We start from the raw sequence: 24,781 nt of genomic DNA on the forward strand, positions 1-24,781 counted from the left end.
TTTTTTGCATAAATGCCTAAAGCATTTAATTATATTTCTTTTCTTTTTAAAACAAATCCTTCACAAAACTAATTCTCGTTTTTCCAATTCAAACGATCCTGTTGACTGTATTGCCATGGAGCACCATTGTTTTCAATATTGGTAATCATTGTATTTAAAGGCATTGGAGCAGCGCTTTGTTCCATAACTAAATAACGTCTCATATCTAAAATTATAGATAAAGGACTGATACTTACAGGACATTCCTCAACACAAGCGTTACAGGAAGTACAAGCCCATAATTCCTCAGGAGTTATGTAATCATTTAATAAAGATTTGTTATCTGGCACAAAAACACCTTTATTACTATCAATATTTTTACCAACTTCTTCAATACGATCTCTTGTTGACATCATAATTTTACGAGGTGATAACTTTTTCCCAGTTTGATTTGCAGGACATGATGAAGTACAACGTCCGCATTCTGTACAAGTATAAGCATTTAATAATTGAACCCAATTTAAATCTTGAATATCACTAGCACCGAATTTACTTGGGACAGCATTTTCAGATACTGGTGCTGCTGCAAAAGGATCTGCATTAGGATCCATCATCAATTTTACTTCGGCAGTTACAGAAGCTAAATTATCAAATTGTCCTTGTGGATTTAAGTTGGCGAAATAAGTGTTTGGGAAAGCCAATAAAATATGTAAGTGTTTTGAAAAATACAAATAGTTCATAAAAATCAAAATCCCAACAATGTGTAACCACCAAAAACCTTCATTTAATAGCATCACTAATTCATTAGACATCCCATTAAAAGCTGGTGCAATAAATTGACTTACTGGAAAAGATCCTGCTTTTATAAAATGAGAAAAACCTCCAGGAACATTTTGCAAATGTAAATCGGTAGCGTTCATTAATAAGAACAAAGTCATTAAAACTACTTCGAAATACAAGATATAATTAGCATCATTTTTCGGGCTTCCATTTAAATCTGAACTGATGAATCTTTTCAGTTTTATAATATTTCTTCTGATCCAAAAGGTAAAAACAGCAACCAAAACAAGAAGTGCTAATATTTCGAAAGAACCAATTAACAAATCATAAACAACTCCAAGAGGAGCAAAAACTCTATGAGTACCAAATAACCCATCTATAATAATTTCTAATAATTCGATGTTGATAATAATGAAACCAACATATACAATAATATGAAGAATACCTGCAACTGGTCTTTTAACCATTTTGGATTGCCCAAGAGCAATCATAGCCATATTTCTCCATCTTACTTTTGCATTATCTTTACGATTAACAGCAACACCTAGATTTATATTTCTGATGATTTTTTTAACATTCAAATAAAAATATCCGAATCCAATAAACAAAAGAATGGCAAATAACACATTACTTAGATAACCCATAAATAGTAGTTTTTTTTTTATTTTGTGATAGAATCTTTAGGAGCACTATAAGGTTTGTTCTTCTTTCCAAAAACAGACACATTTACATAACGCGTAGGATTTAAGCGAACGTCTTGTAATAATAATTCTAACTCTTTAGACGTTTTGGATAAGTTTTCATATAGTGCGTCATCCTTCATTAATTTGCCCATTGTACCTTTACCCGATTCTAAACCTTTCATCAAAACGTCGACTTTAGTCAATGTTGCATTTAAATTACGAACAGTTAAACCTAAATCTGCTTTATTTAAAGAATCAGAAATTTGAACAAAGTTTTCAGATACTTTTTTGAAATTAGATACAACGCCTTTCAATTGTCCTTTATTTTCATCTAGAATTAAATTTGCACTTAATCCAGCTTTGTGAAACTGTTCCATTGTAGCACTAAGTTCTGCTAAAGATTTTTTTAAATCGGCTTGACCTTTAGCATCTAAAACAGTATTAAAACTAGAAATCAATTGATCAGCACTAGTCATTACCTTTTCAAGTTTAGCCATAACAGGTGTTGCTTTGTCTCCTAGCGAAGCTATTAAACTAGCTTCAATAATACCTTTTAAATAATCACCACTTTCGGCAATATTTTTATCGGAATAATTGGGTTGAATCGATATTTGCTTACCACCTATAAGACTAGCATCATAAATTGAAGCAGTACTAGTTTTAGATATTGGAAAATCAGTATCAATCTGTAATTCAACCAATAAAACCCCTTTATCACCTATGGAAATAGTTTTGACTTTTCCAATCGTAAGGCCATTTATTGTAACCAATGCTGATGGTGCAAGACCTTCTACATTTGTGTATTCAACATAAAAAGTTTTATAATTATTAAAAAGATCTTTCCCTTTTAAAAAATTATAGCCCCAAATGAACAATAAAATTGATGTGATAACTAAAATGGCAGTCTTTAACTCTTTTGTAATTTTCAAAATATCTATTTTTTTTTATAATGCGCAAATTTAATACAAAATATTCGAAAGTATAATCTATTTAATAGCTTCTTGAATGCTAATTTTTTTTCCGTTTTTAAAAGCGATTAAAAAAGCAGAATTATATCCTTTAGTTCTTGCCTCCTTTAACTGATTTTTAGCCATTTCATAATCGGATGTTTCTCCATATAAGTACTTATAAATATTATCTTCGTATACTATTGAAACATTTTTCAATCCATTAAAATTTTTCGGTTCCAAAGCCAACTTTTTTTTACTTGCTGAAAGTTGAATCTTATAAATAGAACCAAGAGTATCTTTTTTTATTTTTACTTTGTCTGCATCTATCATCTCATTAGTTTGCACTGGATTTTCTTTTAAAATTTGAGATGGTTTTTCTCCAAAAATTTCAGCACCTCCATCACCAAAGTATTCATTTTTATAACTTATAATAGCATCTGCAATTGCTTTAGCAATATCATATTGTCCCTCTTCAGAATTTAACAATTCACCTTCTGTAGGATTGGAAACAAATCCAGTTTCTATCAATACTCTTGGCATATATGCTTTATGCAACACCATAAAAGGGGCTTGTTTTACACCACCATGTCTTATTTTTTTTCCTAATAATGCAAATGCATCCTCAACTTTACCCGCTAAAGAAATACTGTTATCTAAATACTCTTCTTGCATCAAAGTCATTCCTATCATCGTTTCTGGAGAGTTTGGATCAAAACCTTCGTATTTTTGTTTATAATCTTTCTCCATAGTAATTACAGCATTTTCAGCTTTTGCAGCTTCTAGATTAGAGGCTATTTTATTCATCCCCATAACATACGTTTCTGTACCATCTGCTGCAGTATTTCTGTTAGCATTTAAATGTATAGAAACAAAAATATGCGAATCTGCTCTATTGGCAATATTAGCACGTTCTATTAAACCAATAAAAACATCGGTCTTTCTTGTATAAATAACATCAATTTTAGGATACGATTCTAAAATTTTACCCACTTTTAAAACAATAGCTAATGCAATATTTTTTTCAACACGTCCGCTATAATTTGCTCCAAAATCATGTCCTCCATGACCAGCGTCTAATGTCACTTTAAAATTATTGGATTGGCTGTATGAATTTATAGCAAACATTACTATTAAAAATGAGAATCCAATTTTTATTTTTTTTGATAAATACATCTAATAGTTAATTTAATTATAAGACTTCCGTTATAAATTTATGATTTGATTATTTTTGCCAAAAAATTATAGTAATTTTGGCTCGCGAATATTCGAGTCTTCATTTTACAAAAATAGCATTTAAACCTTTGCATACAAACTTATTTAATATCGTTTTACTATCATTTTTCCTATCTTTAGGCAGTTCTAATTTATATTCACAAGATATAAAAAAGAATCAAACTTCTATACCTTCTAAAAAACAAGAAGTTAAAAAAACTATTGAAATAGATAGTAGTAAAAATTCTTTGGCTCAAACCCCAACTGACACTGTAAAGTTAGACACTATTAAAGTTAAAAAAAACTTCCTTAATGGTAAAGTAAAATACAAAGCAGAAAAGTCCGTAAAAATTGAACAGAAGAAAAAACTCATAACATTATACGATAAAGCCGAATTATATTACCAAGATGTGGAATTGAAATCGGGTATTATAGTTATGGATTATGAAAAAAATGAAGTTTATGCTGGAAGAATTAAAGATTCCGTAGGCAATTATACTCAATTTCCAAATTTCAAACAAGGATCTAATGTTATAGAACCAGATTCCATTCGCTTCAATTTTAAAACCAAAAAAGCATTGATTTGGAATTCTAGATCTTCACAAGGAGAGTTTAATGTAAAAGCGGCCATTACTAAAAAAGAAAATGATTCGGTTTATTTTCTAAAAGGAGCACGATTTACAACTTCAAAAGACATAGACAACCCCGAATATTATTTTCAAACCAATAAAATTAAATTTACACCTGGTAAAAAAATTGTAACTGGTTTCACCAATATGGTTATTGCGGGAGTACCTACACCCCTATTCCTTCCTTTTGCCTATTTCCCTTTATCCAAAGAAACAAGTACTTCTGGGATAATTCTTCCTTCCTATAATGATTCAAACGACAAAGGATTTTCACTTCAAAATGGAGGATATTATTTTGCACTAAGTGACTATTATAACTTAACAGTCACAGGAGATTATTATACAAATGGGAGTTATGGAATAGGAATGCAAAGTTCTTACGCTAATCGTTATCATTTTCAAGGAAATTTTAATTTTAGATTTGAAAATAATATTATTAGTGAAAGAGGATATCCTGATTACTCAAAAACTAAAATTTACAATATTCAGTGGTCGCATTCCCAAGATTCAAAAGCCAACCCAAATTCTACATTTTCAGCTTCTGTGAATCTGGGAAGTAGTGAATATTTTAAACAGACTATAAATCAAGTCAATGTTGGTTCTTCATTAAACAACACATTAAGTTCTTCGATCTCATACAGTACTGTTTTTCATTCAGTTCCCGAAAGCAGAATATCGTTAACTGCTACTCATTCGCAAAACACCCAAACAAAAGAAATAAACATGACTCTACCTACATTACAGTTTAGTGTAGATAGAATTTATCCTTTTGCTTTAAATGATGGAGCAAAAAAAGGCCTACTTAAAAATATCAACTTACAATACAATTTAAACGGTAGAAATAGTTTTGTAACCACTGATTCATTGTTTTTTTCAAAAGAGATGTTTAGTAATGCTGAAATTGGTTTTCAACACAATATTCCATTAAGCACTAACTTTAAAATCTTCAAACATTTTAGTGTTTCTTCTTCAGTAAATTATCAAGAAGTTTGGTATTTTAATACCATCAAAAAAGAATTCAACGACCAACTAGGTACCGTTGTTACAACTGACATAAAAGGTTTTGATGCATTTAGAACTTATTCATCATCAACAAGTTTGGGAACTACAATTTATGGTACATTTAATTTTGGAGCAGACAAGAAAATACAATCCATAAGACACGTTATGCGTCCTGCTATTTCGCATAGTTACACACCTAGTTTTGAAAAATACTATGATACGTACGCAACAGATGGTAGTGGTACAATGAAAAAAGATTACACCCGTTTTGAAGGCGGAATGTACGGAACACCAGGCAATACAAGTTCCAATAATATAGGCTTCAATCTTAGTAATACTTTTGAAGCTAAAGTAACGGATAAAGACAGCACAAAAGTAGAGCCAAAGAAAATTATGCTACTTAATAATTTAAACTTATCCACGAGCTATAACATCGAAGCCAAGGAACTTGCATGGTCACCTGTTAGAGTAAGTGGCGGTACCCAATTTTTTGACAATAAATTAAATGCCAATTTTGGGGCTACATTAGACCCTTATGCTATTGATAATTCCGGAAATAGAATTAACACTTTTAATATTAACAATGGAGGAAGTCTGTTCAGAATGACAAGCGCCAATTTGACCATGAATTATGCACTTTCAAGTGAGAGTGGAAAAAAAGATAAAAAATCTTCGCAAGGTAAAAGAAATGGTGGACGAGAAGATGATTTATTTGGTTCAGATATTGATGTTGGTAGTGTTAGAAATAGCCAATTCAATAATGAGGAGGAAAATGAAGACACCTTAACTGAATTCTTTAGATCAAAATTACCATGGGACATGACGTTTGCCTATTCTTTGACGTACGGAAACAATAATAGAGAGAAAAAGATAATTGGTAATTCAATTATGATTTCAGCAAATACCGATTTAACTCCAAAATGGAAAGCGGGTATTTCAACGGGTTATGATTTTGTTCAAAAAGGAGTTACTTTTACTCAATTGCGTTTTGAAAGAGATTTATTGAGCTGGAGAATGGATTTTAACTGGACCCCTTTTGGTGATAATGCAAGTTGGAATTTTTTCATTGGTATTAAATCTGGGGTGTTAAGTGATATTAAATGGGAAAAACGAAATCTAACAAATCAAAGATAATAGCCATCTAATACACGAATTATCTTCAATTTTATCTCAAAAACTATTTCAAATAAAGAATTTATTCAAATAGTGATACTTTTAATATAATATACTCCAATAATTAAATTTTAAATCTATGAAAACAATAATTTACACCGAAAAAGCTCCCGCACCTATTGGACCTTACAATCAGGCAGTTTTAAAAGGGAACACTTTATATACTTCTGGTCAAATTGCACTACATCCTGAGACTATGGAGTTGGTAATCGATACTATCGAAGCAGAGACCAAGCAAGTAATGGAGAATATGAAAGCCGTGCTTGAAGCAGCAGGAATGACTTTTGAAAACGTTGTAAAAACAACCATTTTCATTATGAATATGAATGATTTTGGAAGTATAAATACAGTTTACGGATCTTATTTTAACGAAAAAACCGCTCCAGCTCGTGAAACGGTTCAAGTGGCTTGCTTGCCAAAAAACGTAAATGTTGAAATATCTATGATTGCAGTGCTATAGCATTCAATAATAACTGTGCCGTTGCTTCATTAGTTGCCAACGGTACATTATGAACATCGCATACCCGTATAAGCATATTAACATCTGCTTCATGAGGATGACTTGAAAGTGGATCTTTGAAAAAGAAAACCATTTGAGTTTTACCTTCAGCTACTCTACCTGCAATTTGCGCATCACCTCCCAAAGGACCAGAAAGCATTCTTTTAGTTTTAAAACCTACTTCTTCAGCTCTCCCGCCAGTTGTTCCTGTTGCTATAAGCTTTATGTTTTCTTGGCTTAAAATCTCACGATTCTTTATAAGAAATTTAACAATATCCTCTTTCTTACCGTCATGTGCAATTATAGCTATTTCCATGAAATTATTTATTGGTAATGTGATAAGCAATAAGGCCATCAATTGGTCTTCTTAGAACATTTCCTAATTGAAGTTCATATTTTTCAAAAATTTCTGCTAATTCCTCTTTTAAGTAAAAAGCAATTGAACCTACAAAATGCACAGGAACTTCTTTACAATTTTCGAATTGCTTGATGTAATTTTTAATGAATGATTTCATTGCTTTAAAAATAATTTTTCTGCAAAATTCATGCTCTTTATTTTGAATCAAAAACTTAGCAAAAGTGGCCAAATAAGCATTAGGATTAGGCTCTTTATATAATTTATTTTTAATATAATCCGGTTCAAGATTGTATTCCTTTTCAAAAACATCCGCTAATTCCTTTGGCATTTTATTGAAGTAATATTTTCTAATTAATTCTTTACCAAAAACATTTCCACTACAATCATCCATTACGATATACCCTAATGATTGCACTCTTTGTTCCAATACTTTACCATCAAAATAACTGCAATTTGAACCAGTACCTAATATACTTACAATTGCTTTTTCTCCTTTTGGTGTAGTTGCAAATACTGCAGCATAAGTATCTTCTTCAACAACAACTATTGCATTTGGAAAATAGGATTTAAAAATTTCAGAAAGCATTAGTTTCATTCTATCTGTACCACAACCAGCACCATAGAAAAACAAATGGGTAGCTGTTTTTTTATTTTGTAACAAATCAAAACGGTCATTTATACGCTCAAGTATTTCATCACCATTAAGAATTTCTGGATTCAACCCTAAAGTTTGGGTAGTAAACATCACTTTTCCACTTTCATCTATTGCAATCCAATCTGCTTTAGTAGAACCACTATCAACTATTAATCTCATATTATATGATTTATGGGGTTACAATTTTTTGTTCCGTATTTATATCAATACTTTCACTCATAAAGGTATTAAATTGAACAAAAAAAATAAAATCCCATTAATTTTACTTAATGGGATTTTGTAAAATTAAAATTATTATTTTAATGAAGTAATATGAACAGCTAAGTCAATTAATTTACTTGAATATCCATATTCATTATCATACCAAGAAATGATTTTAAAGAAAGTAGAATTCAAACCAATTCCTGCATTTGCATCAACAATAGATGTTCTTGAATCAGAAACGAAATCTTGAGAAACCACTAAGTCTTCTGTAAATCCTAAAACACCTTTCATTGTAGTTTCAGAAGCTAATTTAAATGCAGCCATAATTTCAGCATAAGTAGTTTCTTTTGCCACTTTTACTGTTAAATCTACTACAGAAACGTCAACAGTTGGTACACGCATTGACATACCTGTTAATTTTCCATTCAATTCTGGAATTACTAAACCTACTGCTTTTGCAGCTCCTGTAGAAGATGGGATGATATTACAAGATGCAGCACGTCCACCTCTCCAGTCTTTTCTAGAAGGACCATCACAAGTCATTTGAGTTGAAGTAGTAGCATGAACTGTAGTCATCAAAGCCTCAACAATTCCAAAGTTATCATTCAATACTTTAGCAATTGGAGCTAAACAGTTTGTTGTACAAGAAGCATTAGAAACAACAGTATCAGTTGCTAAAGCTTTAGTATGATTTACTCCCATAACAAACATTGGAGCATCAGCAGATGGTGCAGAAATAATAACTTTTTTAGCCCCACCAGTAATATGTCCATTAGCTGTTTCAATTGTAGTAAAGAAACCAGTACATTCTGCAACTACATCAGCACCAACTTCATTCCATTTTAAATCTGCTGGATTTCTTTCAGCTGTAACGCGAATATGTTTTCCATTTACATGTAATTGTCCTTCTATTACTTCAACAGATCCATTAAAACGACCGTGAACTGAATCATATTTTAATAAATAAGCCAAATGATCTACATCTAACAAATCATTAATTGCAACAACTTCAACATTATCTCTATTGAAAGATTCTCTAAAAACAATTCTTCCAATTCTACCAAATCCGTTTATTCCTAATTTTACTTTTGACATTGTATTTAATTTAAATTATTTTTTATTTTATTTTTTTTCTATTTTATATAGACATTATATCTGAAACACGAAGTAATTCTTCATCGATTTCACTATGTCCTTTGATCGCTTGTTCTAATGGAGTTAATTCAATTTTATCACATAATAAACCAACCATAAAATTTGATTTTCCATCTAATAAACTCTCTACAGCTTTTACGCCTAAACGGCTTGCTAAAACTCTATCAAAACAAGATGGAGCACCACCTCTTTGCATGTGTCCTAGTACAGAAACACGAACATCGTATTCTGGGAAATTAGATTCCACGTAATCTTTTAATTCAAATACTGTTTTTCCAATTTTATCTCCTTCAGCAATTACCACAATACTAGATGATTTTCCAGCTGCTTTGCTTTTACGTAAAGAATCTAACAATCGATCTAATCCTAAATCTTCTTCTGGTATTAGAATTTCTTCAGCTCCAGCTCCAATTCCTGCATTTAAAGCAATATGTCCTGCATCACGTCCCATAACTTCAATTAGAAATAATCGATTATGAGAACTTGCTGTATCACGTATTTTATCAATTACTTCTACAACGGTATTTAATGCGGTATCATATCCTAAAGTATGACTTGTACCAAATATATCATTATCGATTGTTCCTGGAATTCCCATTACAGGAAAACCAAACTCTGAATTAAATAACAGAGCTCCTGTAAAAGAACCATCACCACCAATTACTACCAGCGCATCAATACCGGCTTTAACTAAATTTTCATGTGCTTTTTTTCGACCTTCAGGAGTTCTAAACTCCAAAGATCTAGCAGATTTTAAAATAGTTCCACCTTTATTCACTATGTTATTTACTGAACGGGGACCCATTTCTTTAAAATCTCCTTCAATCATTCCTTGATAACCTCTATAAATACCAACACATCCTATGTTATGAAAAGCACATGTTCGTACAACCGAACGAATAGCAGCATTCATTCCTGGAGAATCTCCTCCAGAGGTAAGTACACCTATCTTTTTTATTGTTTTTGACATTTTTTTAAGTATTAAAGTGTAAATTTAGCAAATAACATAGACATTTTAGGGGTGCTTTCTAACATTTTAATAAAATAACCGAAATTCAAACGTTTTCGTTGATAAGTTTTTTTGAATCAAAAAAGTCTATCATTTAATTCATTTTTAAAATAAAAAATAACTTAAAAATGAACTCATTTTACAATTTAAACCTTCTTTTAAAAAGTCATTAATCTAATAAAACAGAAAAGGATACTAATTTAAGTTATAAAGTTAACTAAAATTAACCACAAAACCACAACACTCTAAATATCATATACTTACAACTAATCTTCCTCAGGAAGTACAGCATCTTGATTTACTTTGGGTTTTTCAGGATTTTTTGTTTTGGATTTTGGAAAATTTATAAAATCAGGGTTCAAATTAGAATCAGAGTTATCTTCTTTGTTATTAGATTTATTTTCTTTAGTCAATTTCCTATTACCAAACATTTTATCCACTAACTCTCTAAAGGTATCAAAATCTATTTCATAAATTATACCTCCTCCTTGCGTATAACCAATATCTTGACCAATGTAATTCAAATCATTTTCTTTGTTGAAAACATGAAAATTAAAAGACCCATCATCATTTACTCTATATTTCACATCAACAGCACCAACAATAGCAGATTCGTTTACACCTCCAAAAGGAACACCAATTTTACCATTTATCGTAATTCTCTCATTCACCTTAGACGAAACAATAGCTTCCACCCTTCCATCTGTTTGTGAGCTGGGTCTATTATCAGGAGAAACCACATTGATATTCATTTCAAATTTTTCATCATTAGATTGAATAATGCTACCCAACATACTAGATGCCGTTTCGTACATACTAGAAGTTACAGCTTGATTTGAACCATCTTTACTTAAAAAACTACCTGTTGATAGCAAATACAACGCTTGCGTTTGTCTAACATCTTTATCTGCCAATTCTGTTTGCAGTTCAGATTTTAAAACACTAGTAATTGTTGGGAAATCAATCATAAAATCTGGTTCAGGTCGAGTTAAATCTCCTCTTATACCAATAACAACTTCAACATCAACTTTTTTATTTACACTGGAGTTTTCTAATAACAAAGCTGGATTGGCAGATGTTTTATATACAGCTTCAAGATTTAATTGGGCTTTCATTGGATTTCCTTCCCAAATAATCGACCCTCCTTTTTTAACTTTAAATTTTTTATCAATTAATCCGCCATATTTAAAATTATAAGTCCCATCATAAGGCAAGAAATCTCCCCACATATTAAAATTCCCTAAGGTGTTGATTTTAAACAAAAGAGTTCCGTTGCCTCTTCCTTTCATTCCATGTCCTGAATTCCTGTCCAAAATTACTTCTACTTCAGCATTAGGATTGATTTCTAAATCAAAATCCAATTCTAAACCATTATAATTTTTAGTTTTATCAACAATCCCGTTAAATAAATTGAATTTTTCTTTTGGAGTTATAAAATGAATGAAGCTATTCTCACTAACACTTTCTGCATTATTAATTGGAATTTTCAAAGAAGATCCTTTTTCGGATTTAGCATCTACTTTTATCACTAAACCATTTGCTGGTCCTTTTATCGATGCATTTCCATCAATAAATGCAGTCCCAAAATAAGCCGCATCCTCACTATCTTTTGTATCTAACACCAGCAACCTTTTTGAATTTATCAACAAATCCAGTTTCCAATCAGAAAAATTCTTATGCTCTACAACACCATTTAAACTACCTATTGTATTGTATTTTGTATCTATTAAGGTATTGTTTCTAAAAAGAAACTTTTCGTTTGTGAGATCTACAATTGTTTTATCCTTTAAAGCATAATCAACATTTAAGTATGGAATTGCCAATCCTCCATCATTTACATACAAACGACCATTAATATCAGGTTTATTCAAAGACCCACCTATGGATGCATTACCAGAAACTAAACCTCTTATATTTGATATCACATCACCTCCCAACGAACTTAATGTAGCTAGATTAAAGCGATCAAATTTTAAATTCAAATCGAACAATGTTTCTTTACCTACAATTTCAAAATTTCCATCTGCACTAAATGATTCGGAATCTTTATTTTCAATAGTAGAATACAAAGTGAATTTTTTGAAATTTTCATCCCCTTTTATATCAAAATTTAATTTTCCTAAACTATAATTATTTACATCTAAACTGTCAATAACTAAAGAAGCAGTGGGTTTATAAACGTTTTTGTTTTGATTAAAATTTACTGTTCCATTTAGATTTCCATTAATAACAAAACTATCTTGTGCAGACGTTAATGCATTAACATCAAAATTTTTGAAATAAAAATTTATATCTTTATAGGAATTACCTTTAAATCCTCCATTTAGTTTTACTTCTTGATTTTTATTCGAAAGTATAAAATCATCAAGTGTAAATTCGTTTAACTTTTTATCAAATATCAGACGATTATTGGACGAATTTGCTTCATTTAAAAACCACAAACTATTTTTTAATTTAATTTCAGATTTACTAAAACCAATTACATTTTTATTTTCTTTATTAATAGTATGGTATAAATCCAAATTAAAATAATCTGCTCCTTTGGTACCTCCTTTAAATTCGGTTCTAAAAAATAATGTATCTTTTGAGGTTACGTTAATTAGATTAAAATCGCGGATTTTATAATCCTTATATTTTATGGTATCCATTTCAATATAAGCATTGTATAATGGATTCTTATTATCTAAGGAAAATCTAATATTATCAAATAAAACATCGTATGCCGTTATTTTTGGAGAATTAAAATTAAATCTGAATTCATTGGTATCAGCGTTAATATTTCCTTTAACCAATGTATTTTCACCGAGTTTAATTTCAGGAAAAAATACTTCAATGATCTTATTGTAGATTTCAAAATTAAACTTCAAAAATTGCCCTTTTTTTACTTTTACAGGCTTGTAATTAGTATAAAGACTTCCCAATGAATTAGCAACTAAGCCTTTCAATTCAGCATATTTGTATTTCCCCACAACAACACCATTTGCTATATCAGGAGCTGAAATTTTTATCGTACGAATTCTAGAATCATCAAAACTCGAATTTAAATTAATATCATTGAACTGATAGGTATTTGTAGAGTTTACATACGACGCATTATTTGCATATATATTCCCGTACATATCATCAAATGAATTTCCTCGAATATCAACAATTATATCCCCATTAAATTTGGAAATAGTATCTTTTACAAAATTTAATTTATGCAATTCAGCTTTATCAATTTTTATCTGAAAATCATAATGACTTTCTTTTTTGCTAAGATCTACCAATCCATCAAAGTTCATTTTTAAATTAGAATCATTTACTTTGACAGCACCTTTATAAAATGGTAATTTAAAATTTCCATCTAAAGTTATATTTTTATAATTATACCCATTATAAGCAAAATTTGACACCAGCCCTTGTATTGATGTATCTAAATCTTTGACAGAAAATCCTTTACCATCGATATCGACATTTAAACTAACTTTTGTCAAATCCTTGTTATCTAACAAGTTTCCAACATTAAAATCATTCAAAACAACATAACCTTTATAAGCTGCTTTATCACTTTGATCCATATTAGCTATGGTAAATTTTGATTTTACAAGACCCAAATCTGTATTTGCAGCAAGATTAGCTCGAATTGAAGTTGTCGTAAGTTGAGTGTTACCTATTAACGATACATCTCCAAACTTTTTAAGAATTATTGGTAATCTCTTACCTAAAATATTAGGCAAAATGCGAACTAAAGCTTCGTAATTAGTGGTTAATTTATCGAATTTACCATTCATATAAAATTCCTGAGTTTTATCCCCTAAAATATTTTTGAAATTAATAAAACCCATTAATTGAGTTCCTTTATTATCTTTTAGATTTAAATCCAGAAACTTCAAATTGTTCAAAGTACCTGTTATATGAGATTTAAGATTAAAATATTGATGTTTACCCAACTCATTATAAAAACAACGAATATCATTTGAAGCTAATTTTGATTTTTTTATTTTGAAATCAAACTCTACTTTATTTACAAAATCAGAGAAATCCTCAATTACATAATTTAAAGCTGCATATCCTTTGACACTAGATTCTTTGGTTTCAATCTCCATTTTATCTAATATCATGTGTTGTTGCGTAAAACTGTAATTACCTTTTAAACTCTTTACATACAAACCTCTATGATCCAAAAAAGACATTTTTTGAATATTGGCATACACTTCGGGTCCATAAACTTTAAAATTGGAAACTAAAATATTTAGTTTTGTAAAATCAACAGATTTTGGTGTTTCGTGATTTTCATCAGTCAAAATAAATCTACCGTTAGATAAATCAATACTGGTAGCGGTCAACAAAAAATGTTTTTTAGAAGGAACTTTACTTTCACCAAAAGCATCAATAAAATAATCTAAATTGGTTTTCTTTTCTTTTTTGTAGGTCTTTAAGTTAAACAAAACGCCATTCATTGCTAAATCACCAAAAATCAAATCACCATCTAATATTTTTTTGGCTCCCAAAATAGAAGTATTTATTGTTTTGACAGAAATCAAAGTGTCTTTATGATGGTCAATTATCAATACTTTTTTTAGCTTAACGCCACCAAAAAGCGTTAGTTGAACTTCATCAATTTCCAAATGAATGCCATAGTCTTTGCTGATGCTCTTCATGAAATACTGTGCTACAGCTGTTTGAACAATAGGCAAAGTAATCGCTATGAAAAATACTAGTAAAAGTAATATTAATCCAAGTAAGGTGCGGAATACTATTTTTTTAATCTTTTTGATAAGTATCGTTTTTATTTTTTTGTACAAATAAATAATTTGCCTTTAGAAATGGTAAAACCTTAATTAAAAATCTTTAATTTTGGCACAGCTGTAAAAATACTATTTTTATAGTAATCCATCAAATATACTTCAAAAATCATCTGTTGATATGCAAATTAAAGAGGTTTTCATCCTTGCCATAGAAAGTTCATGTGATGATACTGCTGCTGCCGTATTATGTAACGACAAAGTTTTGTCAAATGTTGTTGCCAATCAATTAATCCACAACCAATATGGTGGTGTAGTTCCAGAACTTGCGTCTCGTGCTCATCAGCAAAACATTGTTCCTGTAATTGAAGCAGCATTAAAAAAAGCAAACATCAAAAAAGAGCAATTATCAGCTATTGCATTTACACAAGGTCCTGGACTAATGGGATCACTTCTTGTTGGAAGTTCATTTGCTAAATCAATGGCGTTGGCATTAGATATCCCACTAATCGCAGTGAACCACATGCATGCCCATATTTTGGCTCATTTTATTTCGGAAGAAGGATTTGACAAACCAACTTTTCCTTTTTTAGCCTTAACTATCAGCGGTGGACATACGCAAATTGTACGAGTAAATGATTTTTTTGATTTAACTATTATCGGAGAAACTACAGATGATGCAGTTGGAGAAGCCTTTGATAAAAGTGCCAAAATACTAGGACTTCCATACCCTGGTGGACCTTTGGTTGATAAATATGCCCAATTAGGGAATCCAAAAGCATTTCCTTTTACAAAGCCAAAAGTTCCAGGTTTAGATTTCAGTTTTTCGGGTTTAAAAACAGCAATTTTATATTTTATTCAAAAGAAAAAGATAGAGAACCCTCAATTTATTGAAGAAAATTTAAATGATATTTGTGCTTCTATCCAACATACAATTATAGAAATTTTGATGGATAAATTAAAAATAGCCGTCAAGGAAACAGGTATAAAGCAAATCGCGATTGGCGGAGGTGTATCTGCAAATTCTGGAATTAGAAACACATTAAAAGCTACTGAAGAAAAATACGGTTGGAAAACTTTTATCCCTAAATTTGAATACACCACTGATAATGCTGCAATGATTGGAATTGTAGGTTATCAAAAGTACTTATCACAAAAATTTGAAACAGCAACAGTTGTTTCTAAAGCACGAATTCAATTCTAAACTATGCAATTATTTTATAACCCTAACATAAACGAATCCACAGAAACTTTTTCTTTTGATAAAGAAGAAAGTAAACATATAATTAAAGTATTACGAAAAAAAGATACAGATATATTATTCGTAACCAATGGATTAGGACTATTATTTAAAACTGAAATTACATTAGCATCAGACAGTAAGTGCACGGTACAAATTTTATCTTTTGAGAAAACGCTAACACCAAAACACAAATTACACCTTGCGGTTGCACCCACAAAAATGAATGATCGATATGAATGGTTTCTTGAAAAGGCTACTGAAATTGGCATACATGAAATCACTCCAGTTTTTTGTGATCGCTCCGAAAGGAAAGTCATAAATCCTGAAAGATTTGAAAAGATTATCCTTTCTGCAATGAAACAATGCAATCAGATGTATTTACCTAAATTAAATCCTGCAATTTCATTGAAAGAATTTTTAAAAAAAGAAGATACAGGGACACTATTAATTGCCCATTGTGAAGAAACCAATAAGAAATCACTTAAATCTATTCTACAACCCAATACTGATTACACGATTTTAATAGGACCAGAAGGTGATTTCTCAAATAAAGAAATAGAATTGGCACTTGATAAAAATTATATCCCAGTTTCTTTAGGTGAAACAAGATTGCGTACAGAAACTGCTGCAATTGTTGCTTGCCACTCTGTTGTTTTTATCAATGAGAATTAAATTTAAAATAACTTATCAGTATAAACCATTATGAAAAAAACAATATTTTTAATTCTATTGTTTGCTACTTCAAGCTGTTTCGCACAAGAAATTGCTTTGCTTAAGTATAATGGTGGCGGTGACTGGTATGCAAACCCAACCTCATTACCAAATTTAATTAAATTTTGTAACGCTACAATTAATACAAAATTAAAATCAAAACCTAGAACTGTAGAGCCAAGTAGTCCAGATTTACTCTCCTACCCTTTTATTCATATGACTGGACATGGGAATGTTGTCTTTAACGATGCAGAAGTAATTAATTTAAGAAATTATTTGCTGGCAGGCGGCTTTTTACATATCGATGATAATTATGGCATGGATGAATATATTAGAAAGGAAATAAAGAAAATTTTCCCTAATGATAATTTAATTGAGATTCCATCAAACCATGTTCTTTTTCAGAAGCCTTTTATTTTCAACAATGGATTACCAAAAATCCATGAGCATGATGGAAAAAGACCCCAAGCATTTGGTATATTCATTAAAGGAAAATTAGTTTTACTATACACCTATGAATGTGATCTTGGAGATGGTTGGGAAGATTCTGAAGTACATAATGACCCCTATGAAGTTAGAGAGAAAGCTTTAAAGATGGGTGCCAATATTATTAATTATATATTCACGAATTGACCTTTTACAACATTCTGAATCATTTATATAATTCATATTCAATACTTTTATATTGTAAACTATTTTACACATTGCTCTTCTGTAATTTTTTTAACAAGATTTACATTACTTGTATTTGATTATTTTTTAAAAAATTCAAAACACAACTATGATTTATTAGGTTTTTAGCTACGTAATTTCCCCTAAATTACTATGTCTCAAGTCAATAAAACCGATAATTTTAACAAATAAAGAAAAAATAAAGTTACTAATATTAGAAATAATAAAGCTTTTGTTATAAAATTGTAAAATAATTAACCAAACAAACTTTTATTTAACAAATTTATTAGTATTATGAAAAAATTGATTTTATCAGCAACTGTATGTTTTATGTTGTTTTCATGTCAAAACGAACAAACTGAATTAACAACTGATGCTACAAATGCTATTACCCAAAGAACTTGTGCCTCACAAGATGTTTTAGAAGCACAAATGAAAGCTGATCCAACATTAGCCATTAGAATGAATCAAATAGAAGCATTTACTCAAAATGCATTATTGACAAAACGATTAGTTAATGGAAAAGTTGAAATTCCAGTTGTTGTCAATGTTTTATACAGAACTACTGCTGAAAATATTTCAGCAACGCAAATTCAATCACAAATTGATGTGCTAAATAAAGATTTTAATGCTTTAAATTCTGATTACAACTCTGTACCAGCACTTTTTGCAGGTGTAAAAGCTAATGTAGGAATTACATTTGTATTGGATCAAGTAATTAGAAAATCGACTACTAAGACATCTTGGGGAACTACTGATGCCATGAAAAAAACGAGTAAAGGTGGTCTAGCACCAACATCTCCAACAACTAAACTAAACTTATGGGTTTGTACAATTGGAGGAGGAATTCTTGGATATGCTCAATTTCCTGGGGGTGCATCTGCAACAGATGGTGTAGCTATCGATTCTAAATATTTCGGATTATCTGGATCTGCAAATGCTCCTTATAATTTAGGTAGAACAGCAACTCATGAAGTAGGACACTGGATGAATTTGAGACACATTTGGGGAGATGCAAATTGTGGAAGTGATTTAGTATCTGACACTCCTACACATAATGATGCTAATTATGGTGTTCCAACTTACCCACATTATAGCACTTGTACAGGTACTCCTGTAGAAATGACAATGAATTATATGGATTATACCGATGACAATGCTATGTATATGTTCTCTACAGGCCAAAAAAGCAGAATGTCTGCCATATTTGTTTCAGGTGGAGCAAGAGCTGCTTTTGGAGTATAATTTAATTTGTTATTCCTTTTTAAAACTCGCTACTTGTTAGCGAGTTTTTTTATCTTTATAACCTAAAATAAAGACATGATATCATCAAAAATTATTGCTAATGGAATTTTAAGAGCTATTGCCACTTTGGTTTTAGTACTAGCTTTACTATATTTTCTATTTCAAATTCAAAATGTATTAATTTATTTAATTGTTTCCTTAATTCTAACTTTGATTGGGATACCTATTCTTGATTTTCTAAAAAAAAGATTAAAATTCAGACATACAATTGCAGCCATTTTTGTTTTAACATTTTATGTTTTAATTATATTTGGATTTATAATGCTCTTCATTCCCTTAATTATTTCACAAGGTCAAAACTTATCACTTTTAAATACGGCTGAAATTGAAAGAAATAGCCTTGAACTAATCAAACAAATCAATACTTTTCTAGAACAACACCATATTGATTCTTCGGCAATATTTGATGGCAAAAACTTTAAATCAATATTTAATTTCAATTTAATTCCCAACTTTTTAAACACTGTAATAGGAACAATTAGTAATTTTGGAATGGGATTGGGATCTGTACTATTTATTACATTTTTCTTTCTTAAGGACAAGTCAATATTTTTAATCGGCGCAAAACTGCTGATTCCTGACTCACACGAAGAAAAAATTTTAAATTCATTAAATAAAATAAATCTGTTATTATCCAGATATTTTATTGGATTGCTTTTGCAATTACTCATTGTCTTCATTCTTTATATTATTGTTTTATCAATTTTTGGAATACCCAATATTTTTGTGATCGCATTTTTGTGTGCAGTCCTTAATATTATTCCATATATCGGGCCATTAATAGCTTCAATTTTAGCGGCCGTTTTAACCATGATTAGCAATTTAGGTTCCGATTTTCAAAGTGAAATCTTACCAACAACCATTTATGTTTTAATAGGTTTTTGGATCGTTCAGGTAATAGACAATAACCTATCACAACCTATCATTTTTTCTAAAAGCGTAAGTTCTCACCCATTAGAAATATTTTTGGTAATCTTGATTGCAGGTTTCTCCTTTGGTATTTTAGGCATGATCATTGCGGTTCCTTTATATACAATTATTAAAGTAATCGTTAAAGAGTTCTTCCCAGACAATAAGTTCATTCAACTGATAACAAAAAACATATAACATTGAATTTAGACATTTTAGAACCTAAAATACAAGCGTTTATAGAATTAAATATTGGAGTTGAAGTTTCAAAATTGGCACTTCAAAAAAATCCATTTCCTAGTGTAGAATGGATTTCTATTTTAAATCAAATTGCAGCAAAATCAAAAGCTAAAGATAAACTTCCAACTTGGTTTTTGACCCCAAATATTATTTACCCCAATAAAATTTCTGTAGAACAAACATCTTCAGAAAAAACAGCAATATATAAAGCCAGTATTGTTTCAGGTGAAAATTTAATTGACCTAACTGGAGGATTTGGTGTAGACGACTATTATTTTTCTAAAAAAATAAAAAATGTTATCCACTGTGAAATCAATGAAGAATTATCGAATATTGTACAGCACAATGTTAAACAATTAAATATAGCTAATATCAATTGTTTAGCCGGAGACAGTTATGAAACATTGACCAAAATAAACATTAATTGGGACTGGATTTACATAGATCCATCAAGAAGAAATGATGTCAATGGAAAAGTTTTCATGCTAAAAGACTGCCTTCCAAATGTACCTGAAAATTTAGAATTCTATTTTAAAAAAAGTAATTCTATTTTAATAAAAACAGCTCCAATACTCGATATTTCGGCAGGAATAAATGAACTTGACTATATTAAAAAAATACATATCATAGCAATTGAGAATGAAGTAAAAGAACTTTTATGGGAATTACATAAAAACTACAAAGGCAATATTACCATAAAAACAATAAATCAAACAAAAGATACGAAAGAAACATTTGATTTTATACTAAACGAAAACACTACTTTATCTTCTTATAATTTTCCAGAAAAATATCTGTATGAGCCCAATAGTGCTATCATGAAATCGGGAGGTTTTGATGAAGTAGGACTCTTCTATAAATTGAATAAGTTGCATAAACACTCCCATTTATATACCTCGAAAGATTTGAAAAATTTTCCAGGTAGAGTTTTTGAAATAAAGAATAGCTTTTTTTATACTAAAACCAACATGAAACTATATTTGGAAAATAAAAAGGCTAATATTACAACTCGAAATTTTTCTGATTCAGTTGATCATATTCGAAAAAAATGGAAAATAAAAGATGGAGGAAATGAATATTGTTTTTTCACAACAGATGTAAATGATAATAAAATTGTTTTAATTTGCAGCAAAAAATAAAAAAAATGAAACAATTACTTTTACTTGCTTTTTGCATTTCAAGTTTAAACCTATTTGCCCAAAAAAATTGTGAATATTCAACGAATGTCACTGATTCTATAGGCACCTATAAAGCAACTAAAGAATATTTGATAAATGAAAAAGTTTTTGCCGGAAACTCAAATTACATATTTTATTTTTTAGCATTAACTGATGGAATCCCGACCCTAAATGTTCAATTTATACAAAAAAGTAAAGATTTCATGAAGGCGACATGTTTTGATAAAAATTCAAAAATATATTTACAACTTCAAAATGGAAAAATAGTTACATTAATTCATATTGATCAAGAAAATTGTGGTTCAATGGTCCGAGATGATAAAGGATTTGACAATAGAATTAAAACTGGAATCTTTATGTTTACAAAAGAAAATTATGAAGATTTAAAAACTATACCTGTAACATTAATGCGAATAAAATCCTTGACAGAAGCAGAAGATTATATAATTAAAAAAGAATTCACAGCAGAATTAGATGGAAAAGTATACCATCCTGAAAATTATTTTATAGATAATATGCGCTGTATAGAATAAACTAATTCATTTTATATAAAAAAAACATTTTCAAAAGATAACTAATCCAATTGAAAATGTTTTTTTATGCTGTAAATTGTTCCTGATTTTCATTATGTTTATCAATATTGAAAACATAATTCTTAACATTTTTTACTACGATAGGCATCAAAACACCTACTACTACTACTTCGATAAATGTAATTCCTGATTTATTTTCTGGGCCAATGCATTTAAAAAAACTATTTTGCAATATCCTTTTCATCTTCAATATGTATTATTCTTTAATATGGTTGGATAATGAAATATCAACTTTTCATAATGATGATGTCAATTCCACATTTTAACCAAATCAAAAAATTGAATTCAAAAGCAACTTTTAAGCGTACTATTATATTCAATATGGGGGTTACTGATTTTTTAACTTCAAACCATTGTTTTTAAATGATTTATGGCGCAAAAGTAAATATATAAAACAATAAAAACACAATTTTATCGATGAAATGCGTATTTTTACTCATTTTTAAAGCATTAACCTACATAAAAGCTAACATTCAAGCTTTAAGTCACTTAGTATTTATATTTTTTTTCACAAAAAAATCATTTAAAATAAACACAACTGCAACTTCCTAAGTATAAGAAAACAAGAAAAAAGAAATCTTTATTTAAAATAAAACAACTAATAATGGTATTTAAAATTAAAAACAAACGTATATCAATTGCAATTCCATTTAAAATTAGAAACGGAATCTTTCAATCCTGCTTTCAAATTATAATGCCACCATTCAGAATCAAATGAATTAAAATGAGATTTTTTCATTATTTTTCTTAATTGATTTCTATTGTACTTTATAGTTGAAGAAAATTCAGGATAATCATGACTGGCTTCTTTACCAAAATAATCAAAAGTTGTCCCCATATCCAATTCATTTCTATTAATATCAACTAAAGTTATATCTACAGCACCTCCTCTATTATGAATAGAACCTTTACTCGGATTTGCTACATATTGGGGATTTGGAACAATCGCCCACATTCTTTTTTGAATATCTAAGGGGCGATAACAATCAAAAATCTTTATTTTCAAACCACTTTTCATAAATCTACGATTTGCCTCAATCAATGCTTTTACAGTTTTATAACGCAAATAACATTCGGCACAATCATACACTTTAGATTTTAGAAAATTATCATCGGTAGCATATTTCATATCATAAACAAAATCTTGACTGTAATCTTTTAAATTAACAAATGTTGTATCATTGATATCCGTCTTAGATTTAGAAATATTCAAAATAGTTTGAGAAAAACAGCTTATTGCACTTGACAGAAAAATGAAAACCAAGAAATTTTTAAAATAGGGGATCATATTAATTAAATTTTCATAAAAATAGCAAAATAAAAAGTAATGAATAAAAAGCGACTAAATTAGTAAAGATTTTTAAAGGATTTTATCAGTATTGATGATTCATCTTTTTTTTCAACTCTAAAAAATACGCAATTAAATATTAAAGATAACAGATTATATATTAATGTTTTAAAATTAAAATAAATACTCTTTTTTTTATTTATATAACTGATTAAACTTAAAATTGTCTATTTTTTTGTACTTTTAATAGTCCCAAATTTAAAATAATTCCTATTGATTTAATAGCAAGATATAAATAAATGCAAGTATTATTAAATAATATTTAGACTAAAATTACTTCGCTTTTTTTGAATTATTTTATAAAAAACTAACTATACCCAAACATAATATACAGAATGCCTCAAAGAATCTAACATGCATAATGAAAGCCTATTATTCATTTCATTTGAATTAATTTATTAAGATTATAAGTAATATTTTAACAACTTAAATTAATAGACATGAATATTAATAAAGTTTTAATAGAACGATTATTATCAGAAGCTGGAATTACTATTGATGGGAAAGAATCATTTGACATTCGCATAAAAAATTCAAAATTTTACGAACGTGTATTACGTGATGGATCAATTGGATTAGGAGAAAGTTATATGGAAGGCTGGTGGGAATGTGATGCTCTAGATGATTTTTTCTGTCAACTTTTTTTGAAACAGATTGAAAAAAAATTCTCTGATAATTTTAGTCTTAAGTTGCAAATTTTTAAGACTAAACTATTCAATCTTCAAACCAAATCAAAAAGCCAATGTGCAATTGAGAGCCATTATGACATTGGCAATGATTTATATAGTAAAATGCTTGATCCATTAATGATGTACTCCTGTGGCTATTGGAAAAATGCAACAACTTTGAAAGAAGCGCAAGAACAAAAACTAAAACTGATATGTGAAAAATTGCATCTTAAACCTGGACAAAAAGTGCTTGATATTGGATGTGGATGGGGTGGATTTGCCTATTACGCAGCAAAAAACTATAAAGTAAATGTTGTTGGAATTACCATATCAAAAGAACAACATGAATTAGCAAAAAAACGTTGCAATGGGCTGAATGTTGAGATTCGCTTTCAAGATTATAGGGATATTGATGAACAATTTGATCGTATCGTTTCTATTGGAATGCTTGAACATGTGGGCCACAAAAACTACACTACTTTTATGGAAACTATAAATAAAAACCTGAATGATACCGGCATATGTTTGCTACATTTCATCGGAGGAAATGAAACCAATCTTGCATTAGATAGTTGGATCAATAAATATATTTTCCCTAATGGTTTAATTCCTTCATTGGCACAGATAGGTAAAGCGATGGAAAACCAGTTGATCATCGAGGATCTTCACAATATTGGTATCCACTATGATAAAACCCTCATGGCTTGGTATATGAATTTTAAAAACTCTTGGAATGAAATCAAAGAAAATTATAACAATACTTTCTATTTAAAGTGGATATTTTATCTTATGTCTTCAGCTGCATCCTTCCGTTCTAGACGCCTAAGCCTCTGGCAAATTGTCATTAGAAAGCCGGGTCTTCTTGTGGAATATGAAAGTGTACGTTTTTGATTTTTTTA

The 24,781-nt window shown here is 29.6% G+C and carries 20 protein-coding genes; 10 read left to right on the top strand and 10 right to left on the bottom strand.

Translation table 11 applies throughout. From position 1 onward, the window contains the following. Positions 1–68: 68 nt before the first annotated feature. Genes OYT91_RS05535 through OYT91_RS05545 form a run of 3 tightly spaced genes read right to left on the bottom strand, consistent with a single transcriptional unit; the run spans position 69 to position 3,565 of the window. Positions 69–1,403: a 4Fe-4S dicluster domain-containing protein gene (locus OYT91_RS05535; protein WP_281239837.1), complete on the bottom strand. Its 1,335-nt coding sequence runs from the start codon at positions 1,401–1,403 to the stop codon at positions 69–71. Between the two features lie 17 nt (positions 1,404–1,420). Further along, positions 1,421–2,371: an MlaD family protein gene (locus OYT91_RS05540; protein ID WP_269222683.1), complete on the bottom strand. Its 951-nt coding sequence runs from the start codon at positions 2,369–2,371 to the stop codon at positions 1,421–1,423. 57 nt (positions 2,372–2,428) lie between these two features. Then, positions 2,429–3,565: an N-acetylmuramoyl-L-alanine amidase family protein gene (locus OYT91_RS05545; protein ID WP_281239838.1), complete on the bottom strand. Its 1,137-nt coding sequence runs from the start codon at positions 3,563–3,565 to the stop codon at positions 2,429–2,431. Between the two features lie 128 nt (positions 3,566–3,693). On the opposite strand from OYT91_RS05545, the gene OYT91_RS05550 reads away from it, so the two are divergent. Both OYT91_RS05550 and OYT91_RS05555 read left to right on the top strand, forming a co-directional pair. Next, on the top strand, positions 3,694–6,369 hold the full coding sequence (locus tag OYT91_RS05550; RefSeq protein WP_281239839.1) for a putative LPS assembly protein LptD: 2,676 nt from the start codon (positions 3,694–3,696) through the stop codon (positions 6,367–6,369). A 118-nt stretch (positions 6,370–6,487) separates the two neighbouring features. Continuing rightward, entirely contained in the window at positions 6,488–6,868 is a 381-nt protein-coding gene (locus OYT91_RS05555) for a RidA family protein (RefSeq protein WP_269222681.1), read from the top strand. On the opposite strand, the gene OYT91_RS05560 is transcribed toward OYT91_RS05555, so the two are convergent. The 5 genes from OYT91_RS05560 to OYT91_RS05580 all read right to left on the bottom strand — a co-directional run bounded on the left by OYT91_RS05560 (position 6,849) and on the right by OYT91_RS05580 (position 15,075). Then, complete coding sequence (locus OYT91_RS05560) at positions 6,849–7,223, bottom strand: methylglyoxal synthase (protein WP_269222680.1); 375 nt, start codon at positions 7,221–7,223, stop codon at positions 6,849–6,851. The genes OYT91_RS05555 and OYT91_RS05560 overlap by 20 nt on opposite strands. A gap of 4 nt (positions 7,224–7,227) precedes the next feature. Then, entirely contained in the window at positions 7,228–8,079 is an 852-nt protein-coding gene (locus OYT91_RS05565) for an N-acetylglucosamine kinase (RefSeq protein ID WP_269222679.1), read from the bottom strand. A 135-nt stretch (positions 8,080–8,214) separates the two neighbouring features. Then, positions 8,215–9,219: a type I glyceraldehyde-3-phosphate dehydrogenase gene (gap, locus tag OYT91_RS05570; RefSeq protein ID WP_269222678.1), complete on the bottom strand. Its 1,005-nt coding sequence runs from the start codon at positions 9,217–9,219 to the stop codon at positions 8,215–8,217. A gap of 43 nt (positions 9,220–9,262) precedes the next feature. After that, the gene (gene pfkA / locus OYT91_RS05575) at positions 9,263–10,249 is read right to left on the bottom strand and encodes a 6-phosphofructokinase (RefSeq protein WP_281239840.1); all 987 of its coding nucleotides are present in this window, start codon (positions 10,247–10,249) and stop codon (positions 9,263–9,265) included. Between the two features lie 305 nt (positions 10,250–10,554). Beyond that, positions 10,555–15,075, bottom strand: coding sequence for a translocation/assembly module TamB domain-containing protein (locus OYT91_RS05580; protein WP_281239841.1), 4,521 nt, complete (start codon positions 15,073–15,075; stop codon positions 10,555–10,557). Positions 15,076–15,196: 121 nt separating this feature from the next. On the opposite strand from OYT91_RS05580, the gene tsaD reads away from it, so the two are divergent. The 7 genes from tsaD to OYT91_RS05615 all read left to right on the top strand — a co-directional run bounded on the left by tsaD (position 15,197) and on the right by OYT91_RS05615 (position 21,806). Continuing rightward, on the top strand, positions 15,197–16,219 hold the full coding sequence (gene tsaD, locus OYT91_RS05585) for a tRNA (adenosine(37)-N6)-threonylcarbamoyltransferase complex transferase subunit TsaD (protein WP_269222675.1): 1,023 nt from the start codon (positions 15,197–15,199) through the stop codon (positions 16,217–16,219). Positions 16,220–16,222: 3 nt separating this feature from the next. Next, positions 16,223–16,930, top strand: coding sequence for a 16S rRNA (uracil(1498)-N(3))-methyltransferase (locus OYT91_RS05590; protein WP_269222674.1), 708 nt, complete (start codon positions 16,223–16,225; stop codon positions 16,928–16,930). Between the two features lie 30 nt (positions 16,931–16,960). Next, the gene (locus tag OYT91_RS05595; RefSeq protein WP_281239842.1) at positions 16,961–17,602 is read left to right on the top strand and encodes a DUF4159 domain-containing protein; all 642 of its coding nucleotides are present in this window, start codon (positions 16,961–16,963) and stop codon (positions 17,600–17,602) included. 333 nt (positions 17,603–17,935) lie between these two features. Next, positions 17,936–18,886, top strand: coding sequence for a zinc metalloprotease (locus OYT91_RS05600; protein WP_281239843.1), 951 nt, complete (start codon positions 17,936–17,938; stop codon positions 18,884–18,886). 75 nt (positions 18,887–18,961) lie between these two features. Further along, a complete protein-coding gene (locus tag OYT91_RS05605; protein ID WP_281239844.1) occupies positions 18,962–20,053 on the top strand; it encodes an AI-2E family transporter in 1,092 nt (363 codons plus the stop codon). A gap of 2 nt (positions 20,054–20,055) precedes the next feature. Beyond that, the gene (locus tag OYT91_RS05610; RefSeq protein WP_281239845.1) at positions 20,056–21,234 is read left to right on the top strand and encodes a THUMP-like domain-containing protein; all 1,179 of its coding nucleotides are present in this window, start codon (positions 20,056–20,058) and stop codon (positions 21,232–21,234) included. Positions 21,235–21,239: 5 nt separating this feature from the next. Further along, a complete protein-coding gene (locus OYT91_RS05615) occupies positions 21,240–21,806 on the top strand; it encodes a hypothetical protein (protein ID WP_269222670.1) in 567 nt (188 codons plus the stop codon). A gap of 64 nt (positions 21,807–21,870) precedes the next feature. Here the strand turns inward: OYT91_RS05615 and OYT91_RS05620 are convergent, their stop codons facing one another. Next, positions 21,871–22,050: a hypothetical protein gene (locus OYT91_RS05620; RefSeq protein ID WP_269222669.1), complete on the bottom strand. Its 180-nt coding sequence runs from the start codon at positions 22,048–22,050 to the stop codon at positions 21,871–21,873. Positions 22,051–22,500: 450 nt separating this feature from the next. Further along, the gene (locus tag OYT91_RS05625; RefSeq protein ID WP_281239846.1) at positions 22,501–23,154 is read right to left on the bottom strand and encodes a M15 family metallopeptidase; all 654 of its coding nucleotides are present in this window, start codon (positions 23,152–23,154) and stop codon (positions 22,501–22,503) included. Between the two features lie 500 nt (positions 23,155–23,654). Between OYT91_RS05625 and cfa the strand changes: the two genes are divergently transcribed. After that, positions 23,655–24,773 carry a cyclopropane fatty acyl phospholipid synthase gene (gene cfa, locus OYT91_RS05630; protein WP_281239847.1) on the top strand — a complete coding sequence of 373 codons (1,119 nt, stop codon included), beginning with the start codon at positions 23,655–23,657 and terminating at the stop codon, positions 24,771–24,773. The last annotated feature ends 8 nt before the right edge of the window (positions 24,774–24,781 follow it).

The organism is Flavobacterium praedii, assembly GCF_026810365.1.
Lineage (GTDB): Bacteria > Bacteroidota > Bacteroidia > Flavobacteriales > Flavobacteriaceae > Flavobacterium > Flavobacterium praedii.